Raw genomic sequence first — 11,049 nt, forward strand, 5'->3', positions numbered from 1 at the left:
CCATGGCCGGATGCAGGTCCGGCCGGATGGCTGCGTTTCAGGTCGTCAGGGTGCCGTGGCAGTGCTTGTACTTCTTGCCCGAGCCGCAGGGGCAAGGCTCGTTGCGCCCGACGCGGCCCCAGGTGGTGGCGTCGTTCGGGTCGCGTTCGATGACCGCCGCATCCGTGGACATCGCCTGCGCGGCGTAGCCGTAGGCCGGTCCGCCGCCCCCGGCGCTGCCCGTGCCGCGATCGGAGAAGTCCATCTCGTTCTCGCCGGTGACGGGATCGAGGTGCTGGGCGAACATGGACGGCAGTTCCGGGCTCGCGAACGGGTTCGCGCCTTGCGGATCCTGCTCCTGGTACGTGATCTCGATGCGGGCGAGCTGCTGGGTCACCTGCTCGCGCAAGGCGCCGACGAGGCCGTTGAAGAGCTCGAACGCCTCCGACTTGTACTCGTTGAGCGGGTCGCGCTGGGCGAAGCCGCGCCAGCCGATCACCTGGCGCAGGTGGTCGAGGGTGACGAGATGCTCGCGCCAGAGATGGTCGAGGGTCTGCAGCAGGACCTGCTTTTCGACATAGGTCATCACCTCCGGCGTGTTCTTCTCGGTGCGGGCGGCATAGGCCTCGTCGGAGGCGGTGCGCAGGCGGTCTCGCATCTCCTCGTCGGCGATGCCCTCTTCCCTGGCCCAGTCTTCCACCGGCACGTCGAGGTTCAACACCTCGGTGACGCGCAGGCGCAGGCCTTCGATGTCCCATTGTTCGGCATAGGCGTTCTCGGGCACGTGGACGGCGACGAGATCGTCGACGACGCCGTGGCGCATCTCGTCCACGGTGTCGCGCACGCTGTCCTGGCCCATGAAGTCGCGGCGCTGCTCGAACACGACCTTGCGCTGGTCGTTCATGACGTTGTCGTACTTGAGCACGTTCTTGCGCATGTCGAAGTTGCGCGCCTCGACCTTCTGCTGCGCCTTCTCGATCGCCTTGTTGATCCAGGGGTGGATGATCGCCTCGCCCTTCTCCAGGCCGAGGCGGGTGAGCATCCCGTCCATGCGGTCGGAGCCGAAGATCCGCATCAGGTCGTCCTGAAGCGACAGGTAGAATTTCGAGCGGCCGGGATCGCCCTGTCGGCCGGAGCGGCCGCGCAGCTGGTTATCGATGCGCCGCGATTCGTGACGCTCGGTGCCGATGATGTAGAGGCCGCCGGGCAGGGCCTTCTTGCGCCCGGCCTCCGGGTCGGCCGGCTCGCCCGAGGCCAGCACCTTGGCGCGGTTCTCTTCGATCTCGGCCTTGATCGCCGCCGCCTTCGCGTCCCGCTCGGCGCCTTCGGGCAGGCCGGCGAGCTCCTTCTCCAGGCGCATCTCGAGGTTGCCGCCGAGTTTGATGTCGGTGCCGCGCCCGGCCATGTTGGTGGCGATGGTGATGGCGCCCGGCACGCCGGCTTCGGCGACGATATAGGCCTCCTGCTCGTGGAAGCGGGCGTTCAGCACCGCGAAGGTCTTCGTCACGCGTCCCTCGCGGGCGGCGGCATAGACGTCGGTGAGCGCATTGAGGTCGGAATAGTCGAGCTGGCGGAAGCCGGCCTTGGTCAGCATCTCGGCCAGGTGCTGCGACTTCTCGATGGAGCCGGTGCCGACCAGGATCGGCTGATGGCGCGCATGCGCCTTCTCGATCTCGGCGATGATGCCGTCGTACTTCTCGCCCACCGTCCGATAGACCTCGTCGTCCTCGTCGACGCGCTCGACCTCCTTGTTGGTCGGGATGTCGACGACTTCGAGCTTGTAGATCTCGGCGAATTCATCGGCCTCGGTGGAGGCGGTGCCGGTCATGCCGGCGAGCTTGGAATAGAGCCGGAAGTAGTTCTGGAAGGTGATCGAGGCGAGCGTTTGGTTCTCGGGCTGGATCGTCACCCGCTCCTTGGCTTCGAGCGCCTGATGCAGGCCCTCCGAGTAGCGCCGGCCCTGCATCATGCGGCCGGTGAACTCGTCGATGATCACCACCTCGTCGTTCTTGACGATGTAGTCCTTGTCCAGGGTGAACAGGGTGTGGGCGCGAAGCGCCTGGTTCACGTGGTGGACGAGGCTGACATTGTGGGCGTCGTAGAGGTCGCCCTCCTTCAGCAGGTCGGCGCCGCGGAGCAGATCCTCGATGAACTCGTTGCCGCTCTCGGTGAGCGAGACCGAGCGCTGCTTCTCGTCGAGGTCGTAATGCTCCTTCTCGAGATGGGGCATCAGCGCGTCGACGGAGACGTAGAGCTCCGAGCGGTCGTCCACGGGACCGGAGATGATGAGCGGCGTGCGCGCCTCGTCGATCAGGATCGAATCGACCTCGTCGACGATCGCGAAATTGTGCCCGCGCTGCGACAGCTGCGAGAGCTCGTACTTCATGTTGTCGCGCAGGTAGTCGAAGCCGAACTCGTTGTTGGTGCCATAGGTGATGTCGCAGGCATAGGCGTCCCGACGCTGCTCATCGTCGAGCCCGTGGACGATGGTGCCGACGGTGAGGCCGAGGAAGCGATAGACCCGGCCCATCCACTCCGCATCGCGGGAGGCGAGGTAGTCGTTCACCGTGACCACGTGCACGCCGAGGCCCGACAGGGCGTTCAGGTAGACCGGCAGCGTCGCCACCAGGGTCTTGCCTTCGCCGGTGCGCATCTCGGCGATGCCGCTCTCGTGAAGGACCATGCCGCCGATGAGCTGCACGTCGAAATGGCGCTGGCCGAGGGCGCGCTTGGCCCCCTCGCGCACCGTGGCGAAGGCGGGAACGAGGATATCGTCGAGGGTCTTCCCGGCAGCGAGCTCAGCCTTCAGCATGTCCGTCCGGGCACGCAGGGCCTCGTCCGACAGGGCGGAGATCTCCGGCTCCAGGGCATTGATCTCGGCGACGCGGGGGCGATAGCCCTTGACGCGGCGATCGTTGGACGAGCCGAATATCTTCTTAGCGAGGGCGCCGAGCATCGTGAACCTGCGGTCGATCGAAATATCAGAAGGCGTGAGTTGGCCGGGCTTATAGAGGTAAATATTGTAGGACGCATCCGAAAGGGCGGACTGCCTTCAACTCCGAAAGCCAAGGGGGCCGCGTCCGCCGTCGTCGCCTTTGGACGGCAGTCGAAATGCTAAAGCGCCAAAGCGGCTCTTTGGTTCTCGATGATGCGGACCAGAGCCAGGGCCGTGAGCTCCGAGGATTTCGGATTGGCCGGCAGGGCCTGATTCTCGATGCTCATGTCGAGGGTCCCGAAAGCGCCCGTCGCCTGGAGGCGATGTCCATTGCCGGTGGCGCGGGGATCCGCCACCAGGGCGATCCGCGTCCTGTCGAGGCCGATGCCGGCGAGCGCCGTGATGACCGCGACATTGGCGTTGGCCGGGAACAGCCGGGCTGCCTCCCGTGCCGTCCCTTCGAAGAAGGTCGTGGCCTCCGTCAGGCCATCGAGATCGATCCATTCTTCCGCCGGGGTACCGATCCAGGCCACGGGCGGCTTGACGATGCGATGCGTCACCGAGTCCAACGGCAGGATCGAGGCCGCCGCGAGGGCGTCGACGGCGGCGAGTGCGCCGGTCGGCACGAGGATCTGGCTTCCCTGCGCCTCCGCGGCGGCGACGAGCCTGTCGAGAAGACCGGCCTCGCAGAAGGCGCTGGTCGACGAGACGGCGAAGCTCTCGGCGTGCCGGAGCGCCATGAGGCCCCAGGGCTCGACCGCCGCCCGTCCGGCCGCTTCGATCACCATGTCGGGCTCGGCCCCGGCCAGGGCAGCCGGTTCGGGTAGCCAGGGGATCCAGGCGGGAAGGTCCGCCTCATCGGGCCTCACCCGCGTCCCGACGCCGGCCAGGACGACGTCGCTGCCCCGAGCGTCGAGTAGGTGTGTCACGCGGCGTGCGATGGCTCCCCAGCCCACCAGGGCGATACGAAGCGGCCGACGGCGATCCGGCCGCGCCGCCAAAAGATTGGAGAGCAGAGACAAGGACCGGTATCCCCATGACTGGCGAAGGCTGACGCGGCCCGACGCCCTGCTGCGCGATCTCAAGAAATCTTCGGTCGCGGGCCTGTCAAGCTTCCTGCCGGCCGCTGGACATACAGGCGTCAGTTGATCTCGCAGAAACCGGCGCCGGTGCCGACGACGCGCTTGTCGGCGCACCATGACGCGGCCGTGCGGATCTCCTTCGCCGCCGGCGCGGGGACCGGGAGGACCGGGCGCAAGGTCACGGAGTGTCCCGCTGTGGCATCATTCTCTGGCGCAACCGCAATGGCGCGGACGGGCCGCGACGCGCCGATTCCGGCACCCAGGGCGGCCGATCGGGCGGGAGTGACGGAGGGAGCCGGGCGGGAGACGAAGATGGAGCGTCCGCCCTTGAAGCGGGCCTGCGCCGTCGTGATCGAGGCGGACAGAATGAGGCAAGCGGCGGTGATGATGGCGCTGGTCCGCATGCCGCTCTCCCACGAAACCCGGAAAGGATGGCGCATGCTGGCTTAAGACCGCTTTATCGTGATCGGACGGATTCGCCCGAAACCCCATATGCGCTTGTCTTCCGCCCTTGCCCGCGCCACTTCTCGCCCACAGATGCCTACGGCGTCCCGCCGCTCGCTGTTGCCACGTCTCCAACCTGGCCGGACAGAGCTTCGTGGACGCGGCATCCACCTGTTCGAGGAATCCCCATTGATGACGTCGCCTCTCCTTCTCCGGCGCTCGGGCGCCCTGGCGCTGGCCGTTGCGCTGCCCTTCGCCTCCGTGGCCTTGCCGCTGCGGGCACTGGCGCAGACGCCTGCCCCGGCTGCCGCCCCGGCGCTGCCGCCCGAGACGGTTGTGGCCAAAGTGAACGGCTCGCCGGTCACCGCGGGCGACCTCGCCATCGCCGCCGAGGACCCGGCGCTCTCGCTGCCCGGTGTCGACGAGGCCCAGAAGAAGAACCTGCTCATCGATTACATGGTCGACCTCAAGGTCGGCGCGCAGGCGGCCGAGGCGGCCAAGGTCGGCGACTCGCCCGAGTTCCAGCGCAAGCTCGCTTACTTCAAGAGCAAGCTCCTCCTCGACGAATACCTGGAGCGTGAGGCCAAGAAGGCGGTGACGCCGGAGGCCGCCAAGGCGCTCTACGACCAGACCCTCACCACGATGAAGCCCGAGGAAGAGGCGCATGCCCGCCACATCCTTGTCGACAACGAGGAGGAGGCCAAGAAAATCTCGGCCCGGATCAAGGGCGGCGAGGACTTCTCCAAGATCGCGGCGGAGGTCTCGAAGGATCCCGGCTCGAAGACCGAGGGCGGCGATCTCGGCTGGTTCACCAAGGAGCGGATGGTCGCCCCCTTCGCGGAGGCCGCCTTCAAGCTGCCGGTCGGCCAGGTCTCCGACCCGATCAAGACGCAGTTCGGCTGGCACGTGATCAAGGTCGAGGAGCGGCGCACCAAGCCGGTGCCGACCTTCGCCGAGATGAAGGAGCAGGTGGACCAGTACCTCACCCGCAAGTCGCAGCAGGACCTCATCCTGAAGCTGCGTGAAAGCGCCAAGATCGAGCGCACCGATGCGGCCACGCCCGCCGCGGCGCCCAAGGCTCCTTGACGTTCGGCTCCCTGAGTCAGGACGCTCTGCGAAAACGAAGAAGGCCTGCCCCGTCGCCGGGGCAGGCCTTCTTCTTGTCGATGACGCGAGGCGGCGTCAGGCGATGTACTGGGCGCCGTTGATCGTCAGGGTCGAACCGGTGATGAAGCCCGAATCTTCCGCCGCGAGGTATTCCACCGCGCGGGCGATTTCGGCGGCCTCGCCGAGGCGTCCCACGGGAATCGTCGAGATGATCTTGTTGCGGATGTCCTCCGGCACCGCCATCACCATGTCGGTGGCGATGTAGCCCGGCGCGATCACGTTGACGGTGATGCCCTTCGAGGCGCTCTCCTGGGCCAGCGCCTTGGCGAAGCCGATCACGCCGGCCTTGGCGGCCGAGTAGTTGGTCTGGCCGGCCTGGCCCTTCTGGCCGTTGATCGACGAGATCAGGATGATGCGGCCGAAGTTGCGGGCGCGCATTCCCTCGATCACCGGGCGGGTGACCGTGAACATCGAGTCGAGGTTGGTCTTGATGACCGCCTGCCACTTCTCGAAGGTCATCTTGTGGAACGCGCCGTCGCGGGTGATGCCGGCATTGTTCACCAGGATGTCGATCGGGCCGAGTTCGGCCTCGACGGCCTTGATGCCGGCCTCGCAGGCGGCGGCGTCGCCGACGTCGAACTTGAAGACCGGGATGCCGGTCTCGGCCTTGAAGGCGTTGGCCGCCTCGTCGTTACCGCCGTAATTGGCGGCGACCTTGTAGCCCTTGGCCTTGAGACCCGTCGAGATCGCGGCACCGATGCCGCGCGTTCCACCCGTGACGAGGGCAATGCGTTCCTGAGCCATGGCTTCCTCCAATTTTCTTTGATGTTCGATGGCGTGCGTCATGCAATTTCTTGCAGATTCTCGGCGCGGGCGGGCTTAGCTCAATCGGCTCCGCCCGCCCATGCCATTTAAATTTGCTGCGTCCTCAAGAATTCTCCAAGACGATGTCCCCAATGTTTGCGGGCATCCTTGAAGATCTGTCACGAGCGCAGAAATTATACTGTATTCAATCGAGCCCGATGGGGCTTCAGACGCGCTCGATGCACATGGCGACGCCCATGCCGCCGCCGATGCAGAGGGTGGCGAGGCCCTTCTTGGCGTCACGACGCTTGAGCTCGTGCAGCAGCGTGACGAGGACGCGGGCGCCGGACGCGCCGATCGGGTGGCCGATGGCGATGGCGCCGCCATTGACGTTCACCTTGTCGGTGTCCCAACCCATGTCCTTGTTCACGGCCAGCGCCTGGGCGGCGAAGGCCTCGTTGGCCTCGATCAGGTCGAGGTCGGAGGGCTTCCAGCCAGCCTTGTCCAGCGCCTTGCGCGAGGCCGGGATCGGGCCCGTGCCCATCACCTTCGGATCGACGCCGGCGGTGGCCCAGGACACGATCCGGGCCAGCGGCGTGATGCCCCGGCGCTCGGCTTCCGAGGCCGACATGAGCACGATGGCGGCAGCGCCGTCGTTGAGGCCGGACGCGTTGGCGGCCGTCACGGTGCCGTCCTTCGAGAAGGCGGGCTTGAGCTTGGCCATCGCCTCGATGGTGGCGCCGTCACGGATGTACTCGTCGGTGTCGACGATGGTGTCGCCCTTGCGGCCCGGAACGGTGACGGGGACGATCTCGTCCTTGAAGCGGCCTTCCTTGCGGGCGGCCTCGGCCTTGTTCTGCGACTTCGTCGCGAACTCGTCCTGCTGCTCGCGGGTGAGCTGGAAGGCTTGGGCCACGTTCTCGGCGGTCGTGCCCATGTGGTAGCCGTTGAAGGCGTCCCACAGGCCGTCCTTGATCATGGTGTCGACGAGCTTCACGTCGCCCATCTTCTGGCCGCCGCGCAGGTACTGCGCGTGGGGGGAGAGCGACATCGACTCCTGGCCGCCGGCCACGATGACCGTGGCGTCGCCATTGGCGATCTGCTGCATGCCGAGAGCGACCGTGCGCAGGCCCGAGCCGCAGACCTGATTGACGCCCCAGGCGGTGGCCTTCTCCGGGATACCGGCCTTGATGGCGGCCTGGCGGGCCGGGTTCTGGCCGGCGCCGGCGGTGAGGACCTGACCGAAGATCACTTCGTCCACGTCGTCGGGAGAGACGCCGGCACGCTCCAGGGCGGCCTTGATGGCGACGGCGCCGAGTTCATGGGCCGGGACGGTGTTGAAGGCACCTCCGAACGAACCCACCGCGGTCCGCGCCGCTCCGACGATGACGATGTCTTCCGCTGCCATTGACGTTCTCCTCTTGAGGGCCGGCGCGACGTTGAAGCCCTCTGATGGGCATGCGCGCTTGAGGCCAACTCAGGCGATGAAAGCGCTGGGCAGGGTGAAGTCAAGCGCGTGCGGAAGGTCGGCGAGTGACCGGCCGGCGTTTGTCACCGGAGGCGCCGCGCGGCGTGTGGCACTATTCTGCGGGGATCGGGGTCAAATTGCTGTTTTCGTCAGCGGGCGAAAGCCTTAAGGTCTGCTCACGCGCAAATACGAATGATACCCGGACGGCGCATCGGGCCTCGAAGGGATTGGGCGCTGGAATGAACGTGTCGGGAAAGGCCACGAGGATGGCGGACAACGGTAAGTCTCAGCAGACCGTCATCAAGAAATACGCGAACCGGCGACTGTATCATACCGGAACCTCGACCTACGTCACGCTCGAGGATCTCTCGACGATGGTCCAGAACGGCGAGGATTTCCTCGTCTACGACGCCCGCTCGGGCGACGACATCACCCGCTCCGTGCTCACGCAGATCATCTTCGAGCAGGAGAACAAGGCCGGCGAGGACAATCTGCTGCCGGTGGCCTTCCTGCGCCAGCTCATCCGCTTCTACGGCGACAGCATGCGGACGATGGTGCCGAGCTTTCTCGAATTCTCCATGGCCAATTTCGCCCGCGACCAGGACGGCCTGCGCGAGAAGATGAACCAGAGCTTCGCCCCCAAGGTGTTCCAGAGCGCCATGGAGGAGCAGGTGCGGGCCAACATGAGCTTCTTCGGCGATGCCATGAAGATGTTCACGACCTTCGGCACCGGGCCGCTCTCCGGCATGAAGTCCTCCGCGTCCGCGCCGACGCCGTCCCAGCCTGCGACCCCGGTGGCCGCGCCCGATAGCGACCTCGACGAGTTGAAGCGGCAGATGGCGGAAATGCGCAATCGCCTGGAAGACCTCGCCAAGAAGTAGGCCGGCGACATCTGCGACGGGTCCTCCGACCGCGTCCTGAGAGAGTGCTGACGAACCGTTAACATCGGCCCACCCATTGCGCTTTTCCGCCGGTAACAGGCGGGAGGGCAGCGGGTGGCACAAACCGGCACGGGAAAGCGTACCATAACGGGACGCGCCGTCCCCGAGGGGGACCGCGACACGGCGCGGACGCTCGTGGTCGTCGATGGCGGTGAAACGGTGGCCCGCAAGGCGAGTGACGCCTATGGCAGGCCGAGCGCAGAGTTCCTGACCCAACTTCTCGTCAGCTGCGAGCCGACCATGCGCGCCTCTCGGACAGAGCGCATGCGCTCGGCCACGGCGCGTTACGCCGAGACCACGCGGTTCGGGACGAACAGGCGCCGCGCCTGATCCGTTGAGGCGGATAACGCAAAAAACCGCCCGAAGGCGGTTCTCGCAGACATCGTCTCGTTCCGGTCCCTGGCGGGACCGTCGACGACGCGTAGGATCAGGCCTCGGCCGACTTCACCTTGAGGACCTGGCGACCGCGATACATGCCGGTCTTCAGATCGATGTGGTGGGGACGACGCAGCTCGCCCGAATCCTTGTCGGCGACATAGGTCGGGGCCTTGAGGGCGTCGGCGGACCGGCGCATGCCGCGCCGCGAGGGGGAGGTCTTTCGCTTCGGAACGGCCATGGGGTAGTCCTGCTACGACAAAAAGGGTGCACGGGCGCCGCCCCGCGAGGGAAGAGGCAACCTCGGCACCGTGTTCAAACGGAGATTCGATGGTGGCTGTATAGCGGCAGATCGGCCGTCTGGCTAGAGCCGCCCGAGGCCGGACTTCCGAAAATGGCGGATCGATCCACGAAGGGGCAGCCGGCCCCGGTTCGCGGCGGGGCTCGCGAGGCCGTGAAGTCTCGTTAAGCGCCGGTTCAACCGTCGTGTCCTACCTGCGAATACGGAGACGCCTCAACGAAGACTGCGCCGCCGCATCTCGGGAGATTGCCGTGACTTCATCTCGCATGACTACATCTCTACTCCGCACCCTGGCCGTGCTGGGCTGCCTCGCGGCGGCTCCCGCCCTCGCCCAGGCGCCGAGCCCCTCGACCTCCACTCCTCCCACCGTCGCACCGAAGGCGCCCACGGCTCCGGCCGCCCCGGCCAAGCCGACGGCGGACAAGCCCGCCGCTCCCGTCGCGCCGGCGGCCAAGACCGATCTCATCGATCTGAACAGCGCCTCGTCCGCCGAACTCGAGGCTCTGCCCGGCATCGGTGCGGCGCGCTCGGCCGCGATCGTCAAGGGCCGCCCCTATCACGGCAAGGATCAGCTCGTGTCGAAGAAGATCCTCACTCAGGGCGTCTATGACGGGATCAAGGACAAAGTCATCGCCAAGCAGAAGTAACCCTTCCGCTCGGGCAACCCGGCGCCGGTCCGGTGCCGGGTTGTTCGCCGGGGGGCACGGTGTTACGCGGCCGGAGACCTCGGTTCCCGCCGGAAGACACAAGCCAGATGCCTCCCCAGCCCATCATCCGCGTCCATCGCGGTGATCTCCCGGCCGATTACGTGCCGGGCACCGCCATCGCCATCGACACCGAGACGCTGGGTCTCAATCCGCATCGGGACCGTCTCTGCGTCGTCCAGATCTCGCGCGGCGACGGCAGTGCCGACGTGGTGCAGATCGTTCCCGGATCGAGTCCGCCCGACATGCTCAAAGGTGTGCTGGCCGATCCGTCGGTGACCAAGATCTTCCATTTCGCCCGGTTCGACCTCGCCGTGCTCTACAAGGCCTTCGGCGTGATGCCGGGGCCGGTCTATTGCACCAAGGTCGCCTCCAAGCTCGCCCGCACCTATACCGACCGGCACGGCCTCAAGGACGTGGTCCGCGAACTCGTGGGCGTCGACCTGTCGAAGCAGCAGCAATCCTCCGATTGGGGCGCCGAATCGCTGAGCCAGGCGCAGGTGGACTATGCCGCCTCCGACGTGCTGCATCTGCATGCGGCGCGCGCCCGCCTCGACGCGATGCTCGACCGTGAGGGACGCACGGATCTCGCGCGGCGCTGTTTCGAGTTCCTGCCCACCCGCTCCCTCCTCGATCTCGAAGGCTGGGCCGAGACCGACATCTTCGCCCACACCTGATCGGGGACGCGCATGCCGCAGGCGGGCACGCGGGGGACGGTGCGGCGGCGCACATCGATCGTGTCGCTGCGATCCCGTCCGGTTGATGATTCCTCAATGCTCCGGTCATAAGGTTCCGGTACGGCCACAACTTCGCCATCGGCCGCGCGCATCCGGCGCTGGACCATGGGGTAAGCGGGTTCCCACGGTTCAGTACATCATGGGCGAGACGTGGCATGTTGCGGGGCGCAAC

The 11,049-nt window shown here is 66.5% G+C and carries 11 protein-coding genes; 5 read left to right on the top strand and 6 right to left on the bottom strand.

Annotated elements, in window-relative coordinates; translation table 11 throughout:
* Positions 1-37: 37 nt before the first annotated feature.
* From secA to A3OM_RS0122270, 3 genes are all read right to left on the bottom strand, one after another.
* Positions 38-2,935 (bottom strand): preprotein translocase subunit SecA, encoded by a 2,898-nt coding sequence (secA, locus tag A3OM_RS0122260; RefSeq protein ID WP_018046010.1) that lies wholly within the window; start codon positions 2,933-2,935, stop codon positions 38-40.
* A 158-nt stretch (positions 2,936-3,093) separates the two neighbouring features.
* A complete protein-coding gene (locus A3OM_RS0122265) occupies positions 3,094-3,936 on the bottom strand; it encodes an aspartate dehydrogenase (protein WP_244478947.1) in 843 nt (280 codons plus the stop codon).
* A gap of 119 nt (positions 3,937-4,055) precedes the next feature.
* Positions 4,056-4,400: a hypothetical protein gene (locus A3OM_RS0122270; RefSeq protein ID WP_157196526.1), complete on the bottom strand. Its 345-nt coding sequence runs from the start codon at positions 4,398-4,400 to the stop codon at positions 4,056-4,058.
* Between the two features lie 232 nt (positions 4,401-4,632).
* On the opposite strand from A3OM_RS0122270, the gene A3OM_RS0122275 reads away from it, so the two are divergent.
* Complete coding sequence (locus A3OM_RS0122275; RefSeq protein ID WP_018046013.1) at positions 4,633-5,526, top strand: peptidylprolyl isomerase; 894 nt, start codon at positions 4,633-4,635, stop codon at positions 5,524-5,526.
* Between the two features lie 96 nt (positions 5,527-5,622).
* Here A3OM_RS0122275 and phbB read toward each other — a convergent pair whose 3' ends face one another.
* Entirely contained in the window at positions 5,623-6,351 is a 729-nt protein-coding gene (gene phbB, locus A3OM_RS0122280) for an acetoacetyl-CoA reductase (protein WP_026176322.1), read from the bottom strand.
* Between the two features lie 226 nt (positions 6,352-6,577).
* Positions 6,578-7,759: an acetyl-CoA C-acetyltransferase gene (locus A3OM_RS0122285; protein ID WP_018046015.1), complete on the bottom strand. Its 1,182-nt coding sequence runs from the start codon at positions 7,757-7,759 to the stop codon at positions 6,578-6,580.
* A 326-nt stretch (positions 7,760-8,085) separates the two neighbouring features.
* Between A3OM_RS0122285 and phaR the strand changes: the two genes are divergently transcribed.
* Positions 8,086-8,700, top strand: coding sequence for a polyhydroxyalkanoate synthesis repressor PhaR (gene phaR, locus A3OM_RS0122290; RefSeq protein ID WP_026176323.1), 615 nt, complete (start codon positions 8,086-8,088; stop codon positions 8,698-8,700).
* Positions 8,701-8,814: 114 nt separating this feature from the next.
* Positions 8,815-9,090, top strand: a complete 276-nt coding sequence (locus A3OM_RS0122295; protein WP_018046017.1) for a hypothetical protein — start codon at positions 8,815-8,817, stop codon at positions 9,088-9,090.
* A gap of 97 nt (positions 9,091-9,187) precedes the next feature.
* Here A3OM_RS0122295 and rpmF read toward each other — a convergent pair whose 3' ends face one another.
* Positions 9,188-9,376 (bottom strand): 50S ribosomal protein L32, encoded by a 189-nt coding sequence (gene rpmF / locus A3OM_RS0122300; RefSeq protein ID WP_018046018.1) that lies wholly within the window; start codon positions 9,374-9,376, stop codon positions 9,188-9,190.
* A gap of 326 nt (positions 9,377-9,702) precedes the next feature.
* Here rpmF and A3OM_RS0122305 point away from each other — a divergent pair, with 326 nt between their 5' ends.
* Together A3OM_RS0122305 and A3OM_RS0122310 are read left to right on the top strand one after the other, a co-directional pair.
* On the top strand, positions 9,703-10,083 hold the full coding sequence (locus tag A3OM_RS0122305; protein WP_018046019.1) for a helix-hairpin-helix domain-containing protein: 381 nt from the start codon (positions 9,703-9,705) through the stop codon (positions 10,081-10,083).
* Positions 10,084-10,190: 107 nt separating this feature from the next.
* Entirely contained in the window at positions 10,191-10,817 is a 627-nt protein-coding gene (locus A3OM_RS0122310; RefSeq protein ID WP_018046020.1) for a ribonuclease D, read from the top strand.
* Positions 10,818-11,049: the final 232 nt, after the last annotated feature.

This window comes from Methylobacterium sp. 88A (assembly GCF_000376345.1).
Taxonomy (GTDB): domain Bacteria; phylum Pseudomonadota; class Alphaproteobacteria; order Rhizobiales; family Beijerinckiaceae; genus Methylobacterium; species Methylobacterium bullatum.

Excerpts from the sequence above, each read along its gene's own strand:
- secA (WP_018046010.1), bottom strand. The coding sequence starts at position 2,935 with ATGCTCGGCGCCCTCGCTAAGAAGATATTCGGCTCGTCCAACGATCGC.
- A3OM_RS0122270 (WP_157196526.1), bottom strand. The coding sequence starts at position 4,400 with ATGCGGACCAGCGCCATCATCACCGCCGCTTGCCTCATTCTGTCCGCC.
- A3OM_RS0122275 (WP_018046013.1), top strand. The coding sequence starts at position 4,633 with ATGACGTCGCCTCTCCTTCTCCGGCGCTCGGGCGCCCTGGCGCTGGCC.
- phbB (WP_026176322.1), bottom strand. The coding sequence starts at position 6,351 with ATGGCTCAGGAACGCATTGCCCTCGTCACGGGTGGAACGCGCGGCATC.
- A3OM_RS0122285 (WP_018046015.1), bottom strand. The coding sequence starts at position 7,759 with ATGGCAGCGGAAGACATCGTCATCGTCGGAGCGGCGCGGACCGCGGTG.
- phaR (WP_026176323.1), top strand. The coding sequence starts at position 8,086 with ATGGCGGACAACGGTAAGTCTCAGCAGACCGTCATCAAGAAATACGCG.
- rpmF (WP_018046018.1), bottom strand. The coding sequence starts at position 9,376 with ATGGCCGTTCCGAAGCGAAAGACCTCCCCCTCGCGGCGCGGCATGCGC.
- A3OM_RS0122305 (WP_018046019.1), top strand. The coding sequence starts at position 9,703 with ATGACTACATCTCTACTCCGCACCCTGGCCGTGCTGGGCTGCCTCGCG.
- A3OM_RS0122310 (WP_018046020.1), top strand. The coding sequence starts at position 10,191 with ATGCCTCCCCAGCCCATCATCCGCGTCCATCGCGGTGATCTCCCGGCC.